At 61.1% G+C, this 20882-nt stretch carries 21 protein-coding genes; 18 read left to right on the top strand and 3 right to left on the bottom strand.

Going from position 1 to position 20882, the window contains the following annotated elements:
* Positions 1-23 precede the first annotated feature (23 nt).
* Positions 24-563 carry an RDD family protein gene (locus tag ACFE72_RS11145; protein ID WP_375413152.1) on the bottom strand — a complete coding sequence of 180 codons (540 nt, stop codon included), beginning with the start codon at positions 561-563 and terminating at the stop codon, positions 24-26.
* A 281-nt stretch (positions 564-844) separates the two neighbouring features.
* Between ACFE72_RS11145 and ACFE72_RS11140 the strand changes: the two genes are divergently transcribed.
* The 14 genes from ACFE72_RS11140 to ACFE72_RS11075 all read left to right on the top strand — a co-directional run bounded on the left by ACFE72_RS11140 (position 845) and on the right by ACFE72_RS11075 (position 15559).
* Positions 845-1309 carry a DUF6163 family protein gene (locus tag ACFE72_RS11140; protein ID WP_375413151.1) on the top strand — a complete coding sequence of 155 codons (465 nt, stop codon included), beginning with the start codon at positions 845-847 and terminating at the stop codon, positions 1307-1309.
* Between the two features lie 456 nt (positions 1310-1765).
* Entirely contained in the window at positions 1766-2281 is a 516-nt protein-coding gene (gene ldtR, locus ACFE72_RS11135; RefSeq protein ID WP_375413150.1) for a transcriptional regulator LdtR, read from the top strand.
* 169 nt (positions 2282-2450) lie between these two features.
* Positions 2451-2675, top strand: coding sequence for a hypothetical protein (locus ACFE72_RS11130; protein WP_375413149.1), 225 nt, complete (start codon positions 2451-2453; stop codon positions 2673-2675).
* A 35-nt stretch (positions 2676-2710) separates the two neighbouring features.
* Complete coding sequence (locus ACFE72_RS11125; RefSeq protein WP_375413193.1) at positions 2711-2932, top strand: hypothetical protein; 222 nt, start codon at positions 2711-2713, stop codon at positions 2930-2932.
* 391 nt (positions 2933-3323) lie between these two features.
* Positions 3324-3950: a glutathione S-transferase family protein gene (locus ACFE72_RS11120; protein ID WP_375413148.1), complete on the top strand. Its 627-nt coding sequence runs from the start codon at positions 3324-3326 to the stop codon at positions 3948-3950.
* Between the two features lie 180 nt (positions 3951-4130).
* Positions 4131-5438 carry a serine hydroxymethyltransferase gene (gene glyA / locus ACFE72_RS11115; RefSeq protein WP_375413147.1) on the top strand — a complete coding sequence of 436 codons (1308 nt, stop codon included), beginning with the start codon at positions 4131-4133 and terminating at the stop codon, positions 5436-5438.
* A 113-nt stretch (positions 5439-5551) separates the two neighbouring features.
* On the top strand, positions 5552-6034 hold the full coding sequence (nrdR, locus tag ACFE72_RS11110; protein WP_375413146.1) for a transcriptional regulator NrdR: 483 nt from the start codon (positions 5552-5554) through the stop codon (positions 6032-6034).
* The gene (ribD, locus tag ACFE72_RS11105; protein WP_375413145.1) at positions 6031-7185 is read left to right on the top strand and encodes a bifunctional diaminohydroxyphosphoribosylaminopyrimidine deaminase/5-amino-6-(5-phosphoribosylamino)uracil reductase RibD; all 1155 of its coding nucleotides are present in this window, start codon (positions 6031-6033) and stop codon (positions 7183-7185) included. Before nrdR ends, ribD begins: the two co-directional genes overlap by 4 nt.
* Positions 7186-7227: 42 nt before the next feature.
* Positions 7228-7836, top strand: a complete 609-nt coding sequence (locus ACFE72_RS11100) for a riboflavin synthase (protein WP_375413192.1) — start codon at positions 7228-7230, stop codon at positions 7834-7836.
* Positions 7837-8142: 306 nt separating this feature from the next.
* Positions 8143-8661: a 6,7-dimethyl-8-ribityllumazine synthase gene (gene ribH, locus ACFE72_RS11095; protein ID WP_375413144.1), complete on the top strand. Its 519-nt coding sequence runs from the start codon at positions 8143-8145 to the stop codon at positions 8659-8661.
* On the top strand, positions 8651-9148 hold the full coding sequence (nusB, locus tag ACFE72_RS11090; RefSeq protein ID WP_375413143.1) for a transcription antitermination factor NusB: 498 nt from the start codon (positions 8651-8653) through the stop codon (positions 9146-9148). The genes ribH and nusB overlap by 11 nt, the downstream gene beginning before the upstream one ends.
* Before the next feature lie 143 nt (positions 9149-9291).
* Positions 9292-10266 carry a thiamine-phosphate kinase gene (gene thiL / locus ACFE72_RS11085; RefSeq protein ID WP_375413142.1) on the top strand — a complete coding sequence of 325 codons (975 nt, stop codon included), beginning with the start codon at positions 9292-9294 and terminating at the stop codon, positions 10264-10266.
* Positions 10267-10481: 215 nt separating this feature from the next.
* On the top strand, positions 10482-12602 hold the full coding sequence (locus ACFE72_RS11080) for a sodium-translocating pyrophosphatase (RefSeq protein WP_375413141.1): 2121 nt from the start codon (positions 10482-10484) through the stop codon (positions 12600-12602).
* A gap of 230 nt (positions 12603-12832) precedes the next feature.
* Positions 12833-15559 (top strand): NACHT domain-containing protein, encoded by a 2727-nt coding sequence (locus tag ACFE72_RS11075; RefSeq protein ID WP_375413140.1) that lies wholly within the window; start codon positions 12833-12835, stop codon positions 15557-15559.
* Between the two features lie 58 nt (positions 15560-15617).
* On the opposite strand, the gene ACFE72_RS11070 is transcribed toward ACFE72_RS11075, so the two are convergent.
* Together ACFE72_RS11070 and ACFE72_RS11065 are read right to left on the bottom strand one after the other, a co-directional pair.
* Complete coding sequence (locus ACFE72_RS11070; protein ID WP_375413139.1) at positions 15618-16616, bottom strand: Bug family tripartite tricarboxylate transporter substrate binding protein; 999 nt, start codon at positions 16614-16616, stop codon at positions 15618-15620.
* 144 nt (positions 16617-16760) lie between these two features.
* Positions 16761-17267, bottom strand: a complete 507-nt coding sequence (locus tag ACFE72_RS11065) for an outer membrane protein assembly factor BamE (protein WP_375413138.1) — start codon at positions 17265-17267, stop codon at positions 16761-16763.
* 122 nt (positions 17268-17389) lie between these two features.
* Between ACFE72_RS11065 and ACFE72_RS11060 the strand changes: the two genes are divergently transcribed.
* The 4 genes from ACFE72_RS11060 (at position 17390) to ACFE72_RS11045 (ending at position 20835) form a co-directional block, all read left to right on the top strand.
* Positions 17390-17935, top strand: coding sequence for a ubiquinol-cytochrome C chaperone family protein (locus tag ACFE72_RS11060; RefSeq protein ID WP_375413137.1), 546 nt, complete (start codon positions 17390-17392; stop codon positions 17933-17935).
* Between the two features lie 12 nt (positions 17936-17947).
* Positions 17948-18520: a DUF177 domain-containing protein gene (locus ACFE72_RS11055; protein ID WP_375413136.1), complete on the top strand. Its 573-nt coding sequence runs from the start codon at positions 17948-17950 to the stop codon at positions 18518-18520.
* A 279-nt stretch (positions 18521-18799) separates the two neighbouring features.
* On the top strand, positions 18800-19861 hold the full coding sequence (gene plsX / locus ACFE72_RS11050) for a phosphate acyltransferase PlsX (protein ID WP_375413135.1): 1062 nt from the start codon (positions 18800-18802) through the stop codon (positions 19859-19861).
* Positions 19858-20835: a beta-ketoacyl-ACP synthase III gene (locus ACFE72_RS11045; protein WP_375413134.1), complete on the top strand. Its 978-nt coding sequence runs from the start codon at positions 19858-19860 to the stop codon at positions 20833-20835. The genes plsX and ACFE72_RS11045 overlap by 4 nt, the downstream gene beginning before the upstream one ends.
* Positions 20836-20882: the final 47 nt, after the last annotated feature.

Below are 20882 nucleotides of genomic sequence, written 5' to 3'. Positions count from 1 at the left end.
TGGTCAATCGGTTTGCCCTGATGTCACCAGGTCCGGGCCGGCTGCGCGACCTGGGTCAACACCGAACTGTTGATAACTACCGTTCCCAGGATCATGTCGTGCAACAGCCGGCGGCGCCCGTTGAACAGGCCAACTAGCACAATCAGGGGCGTGAAGAACGATACCGAGACCCAGAACAGCACCGCATGCGCCGCGCCCAGCATGAAATAGCCGGAGGAGCCGTTCCAGGTGCGCATCTGCAGATCCAGCACGCGCATGCCGAGGGTCGCCGAATGCGGCCCGCCCAGCGACGCGCCGTAATAGACGATCGCCCAGATCACCGAGGCCGGCGACACCAGCCAGAACAGGCCCCAGCCGAGTCCCAGCGTGACTATGCCGAAGGCGGCGATGAACATGCAGACGAGCACCACGGGGATCGACAGGACCACGAGGTCGATCAGGAACGCGAATGCCCGCCGCGTCAGCACGCCGCGAAACAGCTCGGGCTGCAGCCAGGGATCGGGGGCATGCGGGGGAGGGCCGCCCGGCCGGGTGCCGCTGCCATATGAACCGCTGTCAGACATGAATCAGTCCTTTGTTGCCGCGCAGGACATGGGAACGGCCGCGCTCCGCTGCAAGAGAGCCAGCACCAAGTTTACCACGTCATTGGCGGGCGGAGCGAACAATCCAGAGTCGGAAGCACGGAAGGCTGGATTGCCTGGTCGCTGCGCTCCTCGCAATGACGAGGAGCGGCATTCCGCGCCCGATCCACCGCGAGCCCGATTGATTTTAGCCGGCCGACGGGCCAAGAGTCGTCTCGACAGTCGTCCGATGAGCAACTCCTGGATCATGAGCTTCAGCCCGCATGTCTGAAACCCCGTCGCGCGACCAAACGCCCAGGGACAACGCCATGTCGGTGGCGGCGATCTCGTCCGGGCGGGTGGAGTCCGGCGACAACGTATGGACCCGGCGGCTGGTGCTGTTCCTGCGCATCATGGCGGTCGTGTCGGTCGCCAAGGGCCTTTATCACTGGGCGCAGGTGACCGGCTTCGTCGGCGGCGAGGACGACGCGTTCGAAAACCAGTCGATGGCCTGGCAAACCACGACGGTGTATTTCGCGGTCATCGAACTGGTCGCCGCGGTGGGCCTCTGGCTCGCCACGCCTTGGGGCGCCGTGGTGTGGCTCACCACCGTCGTATCCATGGCGGTGATCGAATTGATGTTTCCCGCGATCTACGGCGGCAGCATCGCGATCGTCGCAGTCGAGGCGGCGATGCTGGCGGCCTATCTCGCGCTGGCCTGGATGGCCGCGCGGGAACGGCCGCCGTAAACCGGCTCTTCGTCATTCCGGGATGCGTGCGAAGCACGCAGACTACAGCAACAGCGCAGGCCTCTGGATTTCCGGGTTCGCGCGCACGGCGCGCCGCGAATGACGAGAGAAATGACGGGTCGCCTAAAATTTTCCGCTGTTTTTCAGGGTAATGTTTCAGTCACCCTAATGGCTTGGTCATCTGTATTACGCGAGTGTTTCGAATTGCAGCCGGTGTGTTCTTAAATGCGACATCCGGCCCAGACGAAGCGTGAACAGGGGACGCGCACCGTCAATGAAAGGTTGCGAAAAGTCCTTTATCGGCGGGCTTAATCCGCGATTCACTGTCTTAAATTCATGATCTCTTTATTGTCTTATTTAAGCTGATCTTCAAACGCCCTGCCTATGGTTTGGCTATCAGGCGGGACACAAGTTTCGTCGAAATAAATCGATAAAAAAGACAACAGGGGACGTGTCATGATGAAAGCCGTTGCAACGGCGGCGGAAACCGCTGAACGAACCGCCGGCCAGGCGCCGGTGCAGCCGCTCTATCTCGAAGCGTTGACGTTGGTGGAGCGGCTGCATCGCCGGCTGCTCGACGTGATCAAGGACGAATTCGACCGCCGCGGCCGCGCCGACATCAACTCCGTGCAGGCGCTGTTGCTCTACAATATCGGCGACAAGGAATTGACCGCGGGTGAACTGCGCACCCGCGGCTATTACCTCGGCTCCAACGTCTCCTATAATTTGAAGAAGCTGGTCGAACTCGGCTTCCTCGATCATCAGCGCAGCCGCGTCGATCGCCGCTCGGTCCGCATCCGCCTGACCGCGCAGGGCCAGGAAATCCGCCGCATCGTCGACGCGCTCTATCAGAAGCATGTCAAGACCGTCGAGCAGGTCGGCGGCATCTCGAACGAGGAATTCGCAACCTTGAACAAGTCGCTGCACCGGCTGGAGCGGTTCTGGACCGACCAGATCCTGTACCGGCTCTGAGCCACCCCTTTATCGGGCCAAGCCGGCGTCTCAAAAGACCGGCAGCCCCACCGACAAGCGCATCGGCCCCGGCCGGTGCGCTTTTTTGTTCGCTGCAACATAAAGTTTCGGCTACGGGAACTTGTCCGGGCCATGTGCTTTATTAGTCGGATATTGGAGGACTGAAGTCATGTTGGTCGAGCGCGGCTTGCGGGTGATGAATGTCGAGTCGGTTGGCGACGCCTATGCGATCGCGTCGAACTATCTGCGCAAAACCGGCGTCATCCCCGATACGTTCGCCACCAATGACTGTCTGCTCGAAATCATCGTTCAGATGTTTCATCGCGGCGAATTCAACAAAATCCGCCTTGCCAACAAAGCGATCTCGCAGTTCGAGGCGAGCCGGCTCGGCTAACTTTGCAACTTCCCATGAACAGCTCCGAGGATTCGATGGATTCCGCGATCGAACGCATCATGCATACCTATGATCTGTTGATGAACCGGTCCGCCGCGGCCAGCATCGAGGCCCGCGTCCAGGTCACCGCGTATCTCGCCTCACTGTTCGAAGCCGGCGAAAAGGACACCCACCGCCTTACCGTGTGCGGGCTGACCTACCTGCGCGAACTGGACGGCAGCAGCGATCCGGTGAAGGCGGGATTTACCGGCCTGTAGGGGTACGTTCCCGGAGGCGCATTCCCTGGAGGCAACTGTCTCGGTTGTCGTTGCCGGGCTTGACTTGGCAATTCATCCTGTTCGAAAAATCCATTTCCTGAAAATGGATGGAGGTCAAGCCCGCGTAGGACGTGGCGTGCGGACGCAGCGCAACGCGTAGATTATGCGACGCGATGCGCTGCAGAGCCGGGGCCGGCATAAGCGGGCGATCCTGCGAGCATCCGGATCGAGCTTAGCGATTCCGGGCAGACGCCGCGTTCGCGGTCGTTTTCGGATTACTTCCCTGCCGGATACCATGCTATTTTGAAGGCTTACGGTTCGGGAGGTAACGACGCTCGATCCGTACGTTTGTTTCATCCTTTATATACCGCCGCGGCCCCGGGGACCCACCATGCTCACCCTCCATCACCTCAACGATTCCCGTTCACAGCGGATCCTGTGGCTGCTGGAAGAACTCGGCACGTCATATGAACTGAAACAGTACCAGCGCGACGCCCAGACGCGGCTGGCGCCGCCGGCGCTGGAGGCGGTGCATCCGCTCGGCAAGTCGCCGGTGATAACGGACGGCGACGTTACGATCGCGGAGTCCGGCGCCATCGTCGATTACGTCATCCGCCGCCATGGAGGCGGCAGGCTGATGCCGGCGCCGGATAGTGCCGATTACGAAGCTTACAACGAGTGGCTGCATTACGCGGAAGGCTCGGCAATGCTGCCGCTGATGATGCATCTCTACGTCTCGCGGTTGAAGGAGGCGGGCGCGCCGCTGCATCCACGCATCGACAGCGAGATGGCCAACCATCTCGGCTATGCCGACCGCGCGCTTGCAGGGCGCGCGTTCTTCGTCGGCGATTCGCTGTCGGGCGCCGATATTCAAATGAGTTTTGTCGCCGAGATGGCGAAAATATTCGACAGGATCGGGCCGTATCCGAATCTGGGCGCCTGGATCGCGCGCATGCATGCGCGGCCGGCGTTCCAGCGCTCGGTCGAAAAGGGCGGGGCGTATCGCTTCGCGAAATAACCGCCTGCGCGGAGATGACATGCCTGGCATCCCACTATATGTGGAATAAATACCGGGCAGCAGCCGCAACAGCTTGGCCTTGCCTACCCAATATGGTATCTGGCCAGTTCTGCTTTCGAGCGCTAACCATGACCGCCCGCAGCCTCGTCTAACAGCCTGCGGCGGTGGAGATATTTGCCCATGAGCTCCTTGTCCGGCAGCGCCAAGACCGCTTCGACGCCCAACTCGTTCTTCACCGCCACGCTTGCCGAGGCCGATCCCGAAATCGCCGCAGCGATTGGCGGCGAACTCGGCCGCCAGCGCCATGAGATCGAGCTGATCGCATCGGAAAATATCGTCAGCCGCGCGGTACTGGAGGCGCAGGGCTCGGTGATGACCAACAAATACGCCGAGGGCTATCCCGGCGCGCGCTATTACGGCGGCTGCGAATTCGTCGATGTCGCCGAGACGCTGGCGATCGAGCGCGCCAAAAAACTGTTCGGCGCCGGCTTCGCCAACGTGCAGCCGAACTCGGGCAGCCAGATGAACCAGGCGGTATTCTTGGCGCTGCTCGCCCCCGGCGACACGTTCATGGGCCTCGATCTCGCCGCCGGCGGCCATCTCACCCATGGCTCGCCGGTGAATGTTTCCGGCAAATGGTTCAACGCACAGCATTATACCGTGCGCCGCGACGATCAGATCATCGACATGGACGTGGTCGCGCGCCGCGCCGAAGAGGTGAAACCGAAACTGATCATCGCCGGCGGCTCGGCCTATTCGCGGCCGTGGGACTTCAAGCGTTTTCGCGAGATTGCCGATCATGTCGGCGCCTATTTCATGGTGGACATGGCGCATTTCGCCGGCCTCGTCGCCGGCGGCGTGCATGCCTCGCCGGTTCCGCATGCGCATATCGTAACCACCACCACCCACAAGTCGCTGCGCGGCCCGCGCGGCGGGCTGATGCTGTGGAACGACGAGGCGTTCACGAAGAAGTTCAACTCGGCTGTTTTCCCGGGGCTGCAAGGCGGCCCGCTGATGCATGTGATCGCGGCGAAAGCGGTGGCTTTCGCTGAAGCGCTGCGTCCGGATTTCAAGGTCTATGCCAGGAACGTGGTCGAGAATGCCAAGGCGCTGGCCGAAAGCCTGCGCGCCAACGGCCTCGACATCGTCTCCGGCGGCACTGACAATCACCTGATGCTGGTTGATCTGCGGCCCAAGGGTCTTAAGGGCAATGTCTCGGAGAAAGCGTTGGTGCGCGCAGCGCTGACCTGCAACAAGAACGGCATCCCGTTCGATCCGGAAACGCCGTTCGTCACCTCGGGACTGCGCCTCGGCACCCCGGCGACCACGACGCGCGGGTTCGGCGTCGCCGAATTCCGGCAGGTCGGCGGACTGATCGCCGAAGTGCTCAATGCGCTGGCGCAATCGCCCGACGGCAAGGCGCCGCTGGTCGAGGCTGCGGTGAAGGAAAAGGTGAAGGCGTTGACTGATCGTTTTCCGATTTATTGATTAAACGGAGGCCGATGGAATTGGCAGGCGTTTCCACATTCTCGGCGTCATGCGCGCGCATGAGCGGCGCATCCATCCCGGTCAAGCCCGGCCATGACGGAGCAAGCTAAGGAATGCGCTGCCCGAGCTGCAACAGCCTCGATACCCAGGTCAAGGACTCCCGTCCCACCGAGGATTCCGCGGTGATCCGGCGGCGCCGGGTTTGCATGGCCTGCAATTTCCGCTTCACGACGTTCGAGCGTGTGCAGTTGCGCGAACTCACGGTGATCAAGCGCAACGGCCGCCGGGTGCCGTTCGACCGCGACAAGCTGGTGCGCTCGCTGCAGATATCCCTGCGCAAGCGCCCGGTCGATCCCGAACGCGTCGAGAAGATGGTGTCGGCCATCGTGCGCGAACTTGAAAGCGGCGGCGAGGCGGAGATTTCCTCGGAAACCATCGGCGAGATCGTGATGGAGCACCTGCGCCAGCTCGATGATGTCGCCTATGTGCGCTTTGCCTCGGTATATCGCAATTTTCGCGAGGCGAAAGACTTTGAAGCCGTGCTCGGCGAACTCTCCGGCGACGACGACAATCGTCCGGCGACGATACGCAAATGATCTTCCGGATTCTGGAAGATCAATATGCTGAAAAATCCAGAGCGTTGAAAGCCGCCGACCGGCGCTTTATGGCGCTGGCGCTGGCACTGGGGCGGCGCGGACAGGGCCGAACCTGGCCTAATCCGGCCGTCGGCGCCGTGGTGGTTCGGAACGGCGTGATCGTCGGGCGGGGCTGGACCCAGCCCGGCGGCCGGCCGCATGCCGAGGCCGAGGCGCTGGCGCGGGCACAGGATGCGACGCAGGGAGCGACGTTATACGTGACGCTGGAGCCATGCGCGCATCACGGCAAGTCGCCGCCTTGTGCCGATGCGGTGATTGCGGCCGGCATTTCGCGCGTGGTGTCGGCGATCGACGATCCCAATCCGGAAGTAGCCGGCCAGGGCCATGCACGGCTGCGCGCGGCGGGGATCGTTGTCGATGTTGGCCTGGGCGCCCGGGAAGCGGCGCACGATCACGCCGGGCATTTCCGGCGGATGCGTGACAAGCGCCCGCACGTCATTCTGAAACTGGCGGTCTCGGCCGACGGCAAAATCGCCGCGGCCGGGCGCAAGCCGGTCGCGATATCGGGCGAAGCCGCAAGGGCGCGCGTGCATCTGCTCCGCGCGCAATGCGACGCCATCCTGGTCGGCATCGGCACGGTGCTTGTGGACGATCCGCTGCTGACCTGCCGGCTGCCGGGCATGGCGGCGCAGTCGCCGGCGCGGGTGGTGCTGGACCGGAGCTTGCGGATTCCCGGAAACAGCCGGCTTGTCCATTCGGCGCGGGAGACGCCGCTGTGGGTCATGACCTCTAATCTTGCGGAGGCGCCGGCGGCGATGAAGCTCGGCGCTGCCGGCGCGCAGGTAATCCGCGTCACAGCCACTTCTGCGCCATCGGCGGGGCTCGATCTTGCGGCAGTGCTGCATGCCTTGTCCGAAAAAGGCGTCACGCGGCTGCTGGTGGAGGGCGGTTCGCGTGTGGCGTCGTCGTTCGCAGCGGCCGGCCTCGTCGACGAGATGTGGCTGCTGCGCGGGGTGGAAGCGATCGGCGCCGACGGCGTTCCGGCGCTGGACGCATTGCCGCTGTCGGCGATCACGCAGTCGCCCGGCTTGAAACTTCATGCTAGCGAAATGCTGGGGCGGGATAGCCTGACGATTTACGAGCGCGCCTAGCGGATGGCCGGGACAAGCCCGGCCATGACGGTAAGGAAATTCATGTTCACCGGCATTGTCACCGATATCGGCGAGATCGTCGCTTTGACGCCGGTGGCGCAGGGGCAGTTGCACCGGCTGCGCATCACCTGCCGCTACGATCAGGCGACGATCGCGGACGGCGCCTCGATTGCCTGCAACGGGGTCTGCCTCACCGTGGTTGCGTCAGGGATCGAGCACGGCAAGACCTGGTTCGACGTCGATGCTGCCGCCGAAACCCTCGCCATGACCACCGCCGGACACTGGAGCGCCGGCACCAGGCTCAATCTGGAACGTGCGTTGAAAATCGGCGATGAGCTCGGCGGTCATATCGTCGCCGGCCATGCCGATGGGATCGCCGCCATCGTTGCGCGTGACGACCTTACCGACATGGCGCGGTTTGAATTGAGCACATCGCGCGAACTGGCGCGCTTCATCGCCGCAAAAGGTTCGGTGACGCTGGACGGTGTGTCGTTGACCGTCAATACGGTCAATGATGTCCGGTTCTCGGTGCTGATCATTCCGCATACGCTTGCCGTCACCGCGCTGGGCGACTGGCAAGCGGGTAGCGAGGTCAACCTCGAAGTCGACCTGATGGCGCGCTATGCGGCCCGGCTGAGCGAAATGAAGTAGAGTTCCGTCATCGCGGGACGCGCCGAACACGCGAGCCGGAATGAGGCTGAAACGACGAATGTGTCATACGCGGGCTTGACCCGCGTATCCATCCTCTTAACAAGATGGCTTCTGAATCACGATGGATTGCCGGATCAAGCCCTACCGGATGCGCAGATCTCTGCCGTCATTACCGGGCTTGACCCGGCAATCCATCCCATTCGACGCGACTGTGTTGCGAAGTGGATGGATATGCGGGTCAAGCCCGCGTATTACGAGATGTGTGACTCTAGCAGGGTCAAGCCCGGCAATGACGAGGACGGCCCAATGGCAGACGCGCGGCGCGCAGCGCTGAAAGACGAGACCGATATCTCCGGCGCGCGCGTTCTGATCGTCGAAGCGCGCTTCTATGACGATATCCAGGATGCGCTGCTGGAAGGCGCATTGGCCGAGATCAAAAAGGCAAAGGCGATCCATGAAATCATCACCGTGCCCGGCGCGCTGGAAATTCCGGCGGCGGTCGCGATCGCGCTGAATTCCGCCGAGGACAGCGGCGAGGATTTCGATGCGGTCATCGCGCTGGGCTGCGTGATCCGCGGCGACACCATTCATTTCGAAATCGTATCCATGGAATCCTGCCGCGCGCTCATGCAGATTTCCGTCGATCGCGCCGTTCCGCTTGGCAACGGCATCATCACGGTCAATACCGAACAGCAGGCCTGGGCCCGCGCCCGAAAGAGCGAACTCGACAAGGGCGGCGACGCCGCGCGCGCCGCCCTTGCGATGCTGCGGATCAAACGTCGCTATCCGGACGCTCTGATGCGGAGCTTCGAAGATGACGAATGATCCCCATAAGAAACCGGCCGACAAAAAGGCCAACCGGCGCGGCGCCGCGCGGCTCGCCGCGGTGCAGGCGCTGTACCAGATGGACATCGCCGGCGCCGGCATCAACGACATCTTCGCCGAGTTCGAAAGCCATTGGCTCGGCGGCGAAGTGGAAGGCGACAAATACCTGCCGGCCGAAGCGGCGTTCTTCCGCGACGTGGTGTCCGGCGTGGTCAGGGATCAATCGAAGCTCGATCCGCTGATCGACGAGGCGCTGGCGAACGGATGGCCGCTCAAACGCATCGACGCGATTCTGCGCGCGGTGCTGCGCGCGGGGTCTTACGAACTCGAACACCGCAAGGATGTGCCCGCGCGCGTCGTGGTGTCGGAATATGTCGATGTCGCCCACGCCTTCGTCGACCGAGACGAGACCGGCATGATCAACGCCGTGCTCGACCAGATCGCCCGCCAGTTTCGCGGCGACGAGTTTTTGCATGTGGGACGCTAGCGTCCGCTCCGATCGCCGCCGTCATCATCCGCGAAGGCGGATGACCCGGCACTCCGCGGCCTTCGTGCATGATCACCGGCGGTGCGACATACTGGGTCGCCCGGTAAAGCCGGACGATGACGAGGGTAGGGTGGGCGGCACCCATGACAGGTGAAGACTCCCTGATCGCCCGCTACTTCCGCCCGCTCGCCACCGATCCCGGCGCGTTCGATCTCACCGACGACGCGGCGATCCTGAAGCAGAAGGGCGACGACATCGTCGTCACCACCGACGCCATTGTCGAGGGCGTGCATTTTCTCGCCGACGATCCGCCGGACACCATTGCGCGCAAGGCGCTGCGGGTGAACCTGTCGGATCTTGCAGCGAAAGGGACGGAGCCCGCCGGCTTCGTGCTGACACTGGCGCTGCGCGAGACGGACGATGCTTGGCTCACGCCGTTCGCGCATGCGCTCGGCGAGGACGCGGCGCGGTTTCAATGTCCGCTGCTCGGCGGCGATACGGTCGCCACGCCGGGACCGCTGATGATTTCGATCACGGCGTTCGGACGGGTGCTGCCCGGCCGGATGATCCGGCGCGCCGGCGCCGAACCCGGCGACCGCGTGGTGGTGTCGGGAACCATCGGCGATGCGGCGTTGGGACTCGAAATCCTGAAAGGCCGGGCCGCCGCGCTTGCGAGCGATGCCGCCGCTCGCGACATGCTGGTCGGCCGTTACCGGATTCCGCAGCCGCGCATGGCGCTGGCGCAGGCGGTCCGCGATCACGCCACTGCGGCGATGGACGTGTCCGACGGCCTGGCCGGCGATCTCGCCAAGCTCTGCGCCGCGTCCGGCGTTTCCGCGGCGATCGATGCCGCGAGCGTCCCCTTGTCGGACGCGGCGCGAGCGCTGCTTGCGAACGGCACGGCCAGCATCGAATCCATCCTCTCCGGCGGTGATGATTACGAGATCCTATGCACCTTGCCGGAGAATCGCTTCGAGGCGTTCGCGGCGGCGGCATCGCTGGCCGGGGTAGCCGTGAGATCGATCGGCACCGTCATCGCCGGGCCGGCAGTTCCGAGCTTCATTGACGCGCAAGGCCGCGAAATGGCGCTGAAAAGCCTGTCGTACAGCCATTTCTGAGATTTCCGCTGTCAAGCATGCTTGACAGCGCTTTATCCGTGAAACCTTTCAAAATCGACCGATTAGGCCGTCCACGGCGTTGCGCCGCGGATGCGATTTTGGCATGGTCCCGCCGATTTGAGGCCGCCCTTTTGGGCAGGGCAGGCCTCCTTTTTATGCGCCCGCCGCACCTGCGGCGATGGCGTGGGGTAGAATCCTAATCTGAGGCAAATTCAATGACAGCATTATGGGTGATTGTGCTCTGCGGAGCGCTTTCCATCGTTTACGCAGCTTGGGCGACGGCATCGGTCCTGAAGGCAGATGCGGGCAATGCGCGGATGCAGGAGATCGCAGCCGCCGTGCGTGAGGGCGCGCAGGCGTATCTCAAGCGCCAGTACATGACCATCGGCCTGGTCGGCATCGTGATCTTCGCGCTGCTCGCTTACTTCCTCGGCATGCTGGTGGCGGTCGGATTCCTGATCGGCGCGGTGCTGTCGGGGGCTGCCGGCTTCATCGGCATGAATGTCTCGGTGCGGGCCAACGTCCGTACCGCGCAGGCGGCGACGACGTCGCTGGCCGGCGGACTCGAACTCGCCTTCAAGGCCGGCGCCATCACCGGCATGCTGGTCGCGGGGCTGGCGCTGCTCGGCGTCACCATCTATTTCGCCGTCCTCACCCACGGCCTGGGCTACGCCGCCAACAGCCGCACCGTGGTCGATGCGATGGTGGCGCTTGGCTTCGGCGCCTCGCTGATCTCGATCTTCGCGCGTCTGGGCGGCGGCATCTTCACGAAGGGCGCCGACGTCGGCGGCGATCTGGTCGGCAAGGTCGAAGCCGGCATTCCGGAAGACGATCCGCGCAATCCGGCCACCATCGCCGACAATGTCGGCGACAATGTCGGCGATTGCGCCGGCATGGCCGCCGACTTGTTTGAAACCTATGCGGTGACCGCGGTCGCCACTATGGTGCTGGCCGCGATCTTCTTCGCGACCTCGCCGCTATTGGTGAACATGATGATACTGCCGCTCGCCATCGGCGGCATTTGCATCCTGACCTCGATCGCCGGCACCTTCTTCGTCAAGCTAGGCGCCAGCCAGTCGATCATGGGCGCGCTGTACAAGGGCCTGATTGCCACCGGCGTGCTGTCGCTTGTGGGGGTCGCGGCTGTCATTTACTGGCTGATCGGTTTCGGTCCGCTGGCCGGCGTAAAATATACCGGCATGGCGCTGTTCGAATGCGGCGTCGTCGGCCTCGCCGTTACCGCGCTGATCATCTGGATCACCGAATACTACACCGGCACCGAATATCGTCCGGTGAAGTCGATTGCGGCCTCCTCGGTCACCGGTCACGGCACCAACGTGATCCAGGGACTGGCAATCTCGATGGAATCCACCGCCGGCCCGGCGCTCGTGATCATCGCCGGCATCCTCGTCACCTACAGCCTCGCCGGCCTGTTCGGCATCGCGATTGCGACCACCACCATGCTGGCGCTGGCCGGCATGATCGTGGCGCTCGACGCCTTCGGTCCGGTGACCGACAATGCCGGAGGCATTGCTGAAATGGCGGGTCTTCCGAAAGAAGTCCGTAAAGCCACCGACGCGCTTGACGCCGTCGGCAACACCACCAAGGCCGTCACCAAGGGCTATGCGATCGGCTCGGCGGGCCTCGGCGCGCTGGTGCTGTTCGCCGCCTACAATGAGGACCTCAAATTCTTCATCGCCAACGCCGCGAAGTATCCGTACTTTCAGGGCGTGCTGCCGGACTTCTCGCTGAACAACCCCTACGTGGTGGTCGGTCTGTTGTTCGGCGGCCTGCTGCCATACCTGTTCGGCGCCCTGGGCATGACCGCGGTTGGACGTGCCGCCAGCGCGATCGTCGAGGAGGTTCGCCGCCAGTTCCGGGAAAAGCCCGGCATCATGCAGGGCACCGACAAGCCGGATTACGGCCGGGCGGTGGACCTTCTGACCAAGGCGGCGATCAAGGAAATGATCATCCCATCGCTGCTGCCGGTGCTGTCGCCGGTTTTCGTCTACTTCGCAATCTATGCAATCGCAGGCGGCGGCGCGGGCGGCAAGTCGGCGGCCTTCTCCGCGGTCGGCGCGATGTTGCTCGGCGTGATCGTGACGGGTCTGTTCGTCGCGATCTCGATGACTTCGGGCGGCGGCGCCTGGGATAACGCCAAGAAGTACATCGAGGACGGCCATTACGGCGGCAAGGGCTCCGAGGCCCACAAAGCCGCGGTGACCGGCGACACCGTCGGCGATCCGTACAAGGACACCGCCGGTCCGGCCGTAAATCCCATGATTAAGATCACCAACATCGTGGCATTGCTGCTGCTGGCGATTTTGGCGCACTGAGCGCGCGACAAGAATGCGTCCCGCGTGTTGCGGGACGCGTTAATCTCCTATACTTGTCCCAACGGGCCATGGAGACAGGATTCGCTTTCGTGCTGAGGACGGTAGAATTTGCTTACGACTGTAAGCAGGAAATTCACTTTAGGTCCGTAACGAGGGGTTAAGTTGGTGGCACTCGCCAGCATCTATTGACCCCGTAGTCTCGTCCACCCCAAGGCTTGGGGGTTACCAAGATGATTTTCGAATTTATCGGTGGGCAGCTAGCATCCTACAGCACGAAAAAGGTTTTCGACCAAATTTTGGATGCGTTACACGGTGTCTTGAATAACGAACACGCGTTCACTTTTGCCCGCGAAGAACTGCGGCAAGGATATGAAAAAAAACTCCTCCCGGCTTCTTACGAGGGCGTTGTTAGTAACCTTCGGCTTACCCGCGACGATTTTGTTCAGTATTTTCGGAGCCGACCGACGGGGTCGTTAGTAGATCATCTTCGCAAACAGCTTCTCAAGCGATCGGAATCCTGGGTTTACAATCGACCAAATGATAATCTCTTTACCTCTCTCATTGATGATTTTCTAGACGCGTATCAGCGGTATTTTCTGTCAAATGATCCACTTCTTTCGACCCTAAGCGTCGCCGACACTTCAAAGGAAATTCTAAAGACCGTGTTGGATATACGAACGGCATTGAACGCATCTCGCGCGACCAACACAGAGGAAAAACCAAAACCTTCCCGACTATCACTTTCAAAAGAGGTCAGATCATTTCTGACTGTTCTCAACATACCATTCGAACTTATCGAGGAGCGGTCGGATCGGATAGACATCCTGGTCATTGATCCATCAAGCGTTTTTCCAAATCGTTTTATTCTTTGCGTGCGCGGCCGGATCGATACCTTAGAAGCGGTCGATGAGATCGCAGCCATTTCGAAATTGTACCCGAACATATCGAACACGTTGCTCGTTGCTGTGTCTCCTCTGACTTACGAAATCGCGGAATCTGCAGAACGCCGTCGTATTTCCGTAAACAGTTTCAAAGAGTTCAAAGAGACTTTTTTCAAGCTGTCGCCGTTGGAGCGATATGTCCTAGGCGGACTCGCCTCGCGCGCTCTCGCCGAAAGCCTTAATATTCACGATATTTACATTCAGCCCGATGCGGTCCCCGTTATCCCCGGCGACCAAATGGAGGATCGTTTTCTTGACACAAGGCAGTCGGCAACAAAGCTCGTAGAAGCCTTCCTCCAAAAAGATGATGCCAACATCATGTTTGTCCTCGGAGGTTATGGCAGCGGAAAATCGGCGTTCTGTGCACATTTAATGCATGAGCTGCAGGAAATGGAGGTCACACCGGTTTATTTCGCGTTGCGACAACTAAGGAACGCCGACGATTTGCTAAAAGTCGTCACTAAGGCTGAGCAACTCGCGAAGACTTTGGGAGAGGGAAAACGACAGTCGCTCGTGATCCTGGATGGGCTAGACGAACTGCCCAACGCGATGAACGGGGAGGAAAAGAAGCAGAATATGCTTCGACTTCTAGAGGCGGCAACCCGTGCTGACAAACTTCTCATAACCGCGCGTACGTCATATTTTCGTGGCGTTGAGGACTTCTGGCGGCTCTTTAGAAGGCCGCAAGACATGTCCCTTTGGAACGAAATGGCGAGATTTATCCCTGAAGGCGGTCGACGACCCAGTGTCGGAGCTATGATCCTTCGGGAGTTCAATACTGATCAAATCGAAACCTACATCGAGCGGTTCGCGCTTAGCCGGGAGCTTGATAAATCGTTTGCCGACGAATTTCTTGTGCAGATGAAGTCGCATGATTTTGGATTTAACTACATAATGCTTGCTCGCAGCCCGCTGTATCTTTTTCTTCTTGCCAATAGCCGTCCATGGGCTAGCCGAGACGTGAATTGCCTTGCTGACGTCTTCTCCCTTTTTGTCAAATATTGGCTTGAGCGTGACATTGAGAAGGGGCGGTCGCGATGGGGACTGACAACAGACGACCGATTGGATTTCATGGCAGATATTGCTTGGAAAATGTTTCAAGAGAAGCGCCACGCGCTAACGTTTGCTGAATTCGATATTTGTGTTCAAAACTTTATTGGTGCAGGCGCGAAGGACGACGATTACATTTCTCTCGCTCTTGATCTTCAAACAACCGGTATTTTCAATTCTTTTGGTAACGTCATTCAGTTCTTTGCTCCCGGTTTCCTGGATTATTTTGTTGTGCAGAGATTTTTTCACGCCTCTTTCGGCGATAATCGACCGAACCGGCTGCCGAGTGCGGACCAAGTTTCAATGTGGTCCGGACTAGCGGAAACTCAAAAAAAGGGTTTAGCTTTCGACGCCGGAAAATACTTGGAGGATCTTGAACTTCAGAATTTACCGGAGTTCTATGATCCAATTACGCTTGATCCGAAGAACATCATCTATCATTTACCCTCCGTGAACTGGAATTGGCCTTTTTTGAATGCGAAGGACCAACACGAAAGCAAAATACGGACGAAATACGATCAGGCACGCGGAAATCTTAGAATAATCATAAATGCAGTTCTCAAAAGAGTAGAAACAGACAAATGGGCAGAAATACGAGTCTGCATTCTGAACAATAGAGGTCTTCACGCAAGAGCGTCTGCAAAAATATGCCGAGCTTTTGAAAAGTGGAGTAAAGACTTTATCGGTCGAGAAACACCTGTTGTTACTGCTCGGCGCGAGGGAAGCTCAGACGCAGTTGGGCTCGATAGCATTATGGGTCTGATGATGTTATCGGCAGGGCCGCGCAGTATTTTGATCATAGACTATAGCAAATGTACTCGCGGGGAAATCGAAACACTTCTAGAGCTGATGGAGTGCCAGCAGCGTGACGAGCCGGGGTTATGGTGGACTTATTTGGCGGAAGAGTCTCCAAAACTCCCCAAGTGGGGTTCTGACGCGTTGATAGAGCGTTTCAATCCGAACTAACACACTAACAGTGAACAGTGTGCCACCTCCCCGCCCGGGACACGACGCGCTCGTCCCATTAATTCACATCCATCTGCAGGCCTTCCTGTTTGATGATGCCGGCGAACTTCGTGGTTTCGGCCGCGACGAAATCGGAAAACTGCTGCGGCGTGCCGTAGTCGGCGCGCGCGCCCATGTTGGCGATGTTCTTCTTGATGTCGTCGCGTTCCAGCATGGCCTTGATCTGGAGATTGAGCGCATCGACGATTGGCCCGGGCGTGGTTTTGGGCAGGAACACGCCGAACCATGACGAGACATCGAATTTGGCGAGCTCCGGCGCGCCCTCGCGCATGGTCGGAATCCCCGGCGCCGCTGCGCTGCGCTCCGGCGTGGTCACCGCCAGCGCATTGAGCTTGCCGTCCTGCACCTGCGGCAGCGATGGATAGAGATTGTCCGAGAGGATCTGGATGTCGCCGGCGAGGCCTGCCTGCAGCGCAGGCCCGGCGCCGCGGAACGGCACATGCACCATCTTCAGCCCGGTGAGTTGCAGAAACCACGCGAAGGTGAGGTGAGGGCTCTGGCCGATGCCGGACGAGCCGTAGGTGAGCTTGTCCGGATTCGCCTTGATATAGGCGATCAGTTCGGCAATCGATTTGATCTCCGTCGACGGATGCGCCGAGACGATGTTCGGAATCCGGATCAGGTTGCTCACCGCCTGCAACTGATCCGCCCGGTAGGTCAGGTTGCGAAAGATGCTGTAGGCGATGGCATTCGGCCCGGGATTGCCGATCAGGATGTTATGTCCGTCGCCCTTTTGGCGTATCACCTCGGCGGTGCCGATGGTGCCGCCAGCGCCGGAGCGGTTTTCCACCACCGCCGACTGGCCCCAGGCCGCCTGCAGATGCTGCGCCAGCAGCCGTCCCATCACATCAGTGCTGCCTCCAGCCGCGGCCGGCACGATAATGCGGACGGTTTCGGTCGGGCGCCAGTCGGCGTGGCTGGTGCGTGGCAGGAGGGCAGCCGTGGAAAGTCCTGCTGCTGCGGTCAGCACGCGGCGGCGGGAAACTGCGTGAGTCACGGTGTTTCTCCCTGCATGGAATTTCTTGTTGCGGAGGTTAGGGGCTGTATGGACGACCGGCAAGCGGACGTCTTGGCGCAGGCGCGTGCTCCGGACGCGGCGCAGCGCGAAGAGCGCTGCATCGCGCCTGGGGACACAACGGAGCTAATGGAAGCTCAGCAGCTTGAACAGCGGCGCGAGATAGCTGAGTTCCTGACCGGAGGTCGGCGTGGTGCGGCTGATGAAGTCGAATATCTTGCCGTCCTGCAATCCGTAATTGGCGAGCCTCTGTACCTGGCGATTTTTGTCGAAATAAACCGCGATCACCCGCTGGTCGACGATCTGCTGGTTCATGAATTGAACTTTGCGCTCGGCACGCTGCGAGATGTAATAAAATACCTCGCCATTCAGCGTGGCCACGGTGGAGGGCGTGCCCATCACGATCAGCACCTGGTCCTGGCTGGCGCCGATCGGAATTTGCTCGAGTGCGCCGGGCGGCAGGATGTAGCCTTTTTGGAACTGCTCCCCGGTGCAGGCACTCAAGCTCATATACACCACCGCAAGGACTGCGACCGATCCGAGGCCGCGCCAACGCGCGACAAGGCCGCGCCAACGCACGACGAGGCCGCGCGGACGACGGGCGCGTTGACGTATCTGGGCCGAAAGTGTCATTGCGGGATTGGACCCATCCTCTTGCATCGCGCGAGGCGTTGACGTACCGGGCAGCAACGCGGATTGCAACAAGCGTGAGCGCCCATCAGGGAAACCTCCGGGGCTCGCTTGCGGAACCCACAATGCTTTGGCCGTTCAATCACTTCAGGAAACCTCGGACGCCCGGCACCATTGAGGCCATCTATGGCATGATCGTGGCGCAGGCGCGAGAACCCTTGTTTTACGAGGTAATGGGGGTGCCGGACACGGTTAACGGGCGGTTCGACATGGTGCTGCTGCATCTTTGGATGGTGTTGCGGCGGCTGCGGCCGATCGAGCGCGGCGCGGCGCTTTCCCAAGCGCTGTTTGATCAGTTCTGCGCCGATATGGATGGCAATCTGCGCGAACTGGGCGTCGGCGATCTCACGGTGCCCAAGCGCATGCAGAAGTTCGGCGAAGCGTTTTATGGCCGGGCGGCGGCCTACGATCTGGCCTTTGAGGCCGGCGCAGAGGCTCTGGCGCAGGCGCTGGGCAAGAATATCCTGGATGCACGCGGCATCGGACATGCGCGGCAGCTTGCTGCCTATGCCGATGCGGCCGTCGCGGACTTGGCCGGACTGGATAACGCGGCTGTCGTTAACGGGGCGTGGCGATTTCCCTCGCCGGCGCCGTTTGCCGCGGTGGAATGAGCGAGTGAGCAGATGACCGACGATGCAAATCCCTGGAGCGTTCCGATCGTGGTGGCGCAGATTCCGGACACCGGAATGCATCGAGACATCGACACCGGCCCCGGCGAGCGAAGCGCGCTCGCCGATCTCGGCGGCCTGCGCGAGATCAAGTCGGCCGATGCGTCGTTCGATCTCACGCTCATGCGCGAGGGGCGCGTGCACGTCACCGGCCGCGTCAAGGCGCGGATCGGACAAACCTGCGTGGTCACGCTCGACGCGATCGAGAATGACATTGATGAGGCGATCGATCTGATCTTTGCGCCGCCGGAGCAAATACCGGCGCTTGCGGATCTGGTCGACGAAGCAGCCGAGAGCGACGCCGAGATTCCCGATCCGCCGGAGCCGATCCTGAACGGCGTAATCGATCTCGGACGGGTCGCGACCGACGCGCTGTTCTTAGGAGTTGATCCCTATCCGCGCAAGCCCGGCGCGGTTTTCGAGCCGCCGTCGATTCCCGACGATCCGGAGGATCATCCGTTTGCCGCGCTCAAAGTGCTGAAGCCCGACGCCAATTCACCGAATTCCCGCAAGTCCACCGACAAGTAACTGGAACCGACTCGGCGCCGCCCGAGGCCTGACAAGCCCTATAATTCGCGCTAACCATCTGAATTAACTTAAACTTTCAAGGTAGCCGACCGCGGCGGCGAAACAGCGACCGGCACCGGAGCCTGCGATCGAGATATTGTATCAGAGCCGGGAAAGGCTATTGTCGCCGCCCGGCCGGAGCATAGCGCGGTGCTTCGCCGATCGCTGACGTCTGCGGCAATTTGTTAGTCCGCAGCCGAGCGCTTCAAGGCCGCAAGAGATCAGGTTTCCGGGACGTTCATGCCTCAGAAGGTTCGAATCGCGCTTGACGCCATGGGTGGCGATATCGGCGCATCGGTCGTCATTCCCGGCGCCGCGATTTCGTTGAGCCGACATCCCGATACCGAATTCCTGTTGTTCGGCGACCGTGCGGTCATCGACGTTCACCTTGCCAAACATCCGGCAATGAAGGCCGCCTCACGCGTCATTCATACCAACGTTGCCGTCAGCATGAACGATAAACCGAGCCAGGCGCTGCGCCGCGGCCGCAAGACGTCGTCGATGTGGCTGGCGATCGACGCGGTCAAGAAAGGCGAGGCCGACGTCGCGGTATCGGCCGGCAATACCGGGGCGCTGATGGCGATGGCGCGGTTTTGCCTGCGCATGTTGCCCGGCATCGACAGTCCCGCGATTGCCGGAGTGTGGCCGACCGTACGCAGCGATTCCGTGGTGCTGGACCTCGGCGCCACCATCGGCGCCGACGCCGAGCATCTGACGGCGCTGGCCGTGATGGGCAGCGCGATGGCGCGGGTGCTGTTCGATCTGGAGCGGCCCACGGTCGGACTGCTCAATATCGGCGTCGAGGAAGTGAAGGGCGGCGAACAGATCCGCAAGGCCGCGGAGATGTTGCGGGCGATGGATCTTCCCAATCTGGATTTTATCGGCTTTGTCGAAGGCGACGGCATCGGCAAGGGCGCCGCGGACGTCATCGTCACGGAGGGTTTCAGCGGCAATATCGCCCTGAAGACGGCGGAGGGGACCGCCCGGCAGATTTCGGAATATCTGCGCAGCGCCATGGCGCGGAGCTGGCGCTCCCGCATCGGCTATCTGTTCGCGCGCCAAGCTTTCAAGTCGCTGCGCGACAAAATGGACCCCGGCAAGTCGAACGGCGGCGTCCTGCTTGGATTGAACGGCATCGTCGTCAAAAGCCACGGCGGCACCGATGCCGACGGCTTTGCCTACGCGGTCGATGTTGGCTATGAAATGGTCCGCTACGATCTCCTTACCAAGATCAATCAAATGCTCAACCGCGACGGCAGCGCGCTCGTAACGGCGCCGGCTGCCCAGGAGGCTGTCTCGTGACTGCGAACCGTTCGGTCGTGCTCGGCTGCGGCTCCTATCTGCCGGAGCGGATCCTGACCAATGCCGAACTGGCGACGAAGCTCGATACCTCGGACGAATGGATCATCCAGCGCACCGGCATCCGGCAGCGTCACATCGCTGCGGAAGGCGAGTTCACCTCGCATCTGGCGATCAAGGCGGCGCAGGCGGCGCTTGCCGCCGCGGGCGTCGAGGCGCAATCGATCGACCTGATCGTGCTAGCCACCTCGACGCCGGACAATACGTTTCCGGCAACGGCCGTCGTGGTGCAGAACGCGCTGGGCATCAACCATGGCGCCGCGTTCGACCTGCAGGCGGTATGTTCGGGATTTGTTTTCGCGCTGGCGACCGTCGACAATTTTTTGCGCGGCGGCGCCTTCAAACGCGCGCTGGTCATCGGCGCCGAAACGTTTTCGCGAATTCTCGACTGGAACGACCGCAGCACCTGCGTGCTGTTCGGGGATGGAGCCGGCGCCATCGTGCTCGACGCGCAACCCCAGTCCGGCATAAAACCGGACCGCGGCGTGCTGACGACGCATTTGCGCTCCGACGGCCGCCACAAGTCGAAATTGTATGTCGACGGCGGCGTGTCCTCGACCCAGACTGTCGGCCATCTCCGGATGGAAGGCAAAGAGGTGTTCAAGCATGCGGTCGGCATGATCACCGATGTGATCGTGGACGCGTTCAAGGCCAGCGGGATAACCGCCGACGACATCGACTGGTTCATTCCGCACCAGGCCAACAAGCGGATCATCGATGCTTCAGCGCACAAGCTGCATATTGCGCCGCAGAAAGTGGTGCTGACGGTCGATCTCCACGGCAATACGTCGGCGGCCTCGATTCCATTGGCGCTGGCGGTTGCGGTTGCGGACGGCCGGGTGAAGAAGGGCGATCTGGTGCTGCTTGAAGCCATGGGCGGCGGCTTCACCTGGGGTTCGGCGCTGCTGCGCTGGTAAGCGCGGCGTTAAAATGCCTATGTACATTGGGCTGTTCTTTCATGCTA

This window comes from uncultured Bradyrhizobium sp. (assembly GCF_964252615.1).
In the GTDB taxonomy this organism is placed as follows: Bacteria; Pseudomonadota; Alphaproteobacteria; order Rhizobiales; family Xanthobacteraceae; genus Bradyrhizobium.
Note: the sequence above shows the minus strand (reverse complement) of the source record. Positions and strands in the feature narration are given on the sequence as shown.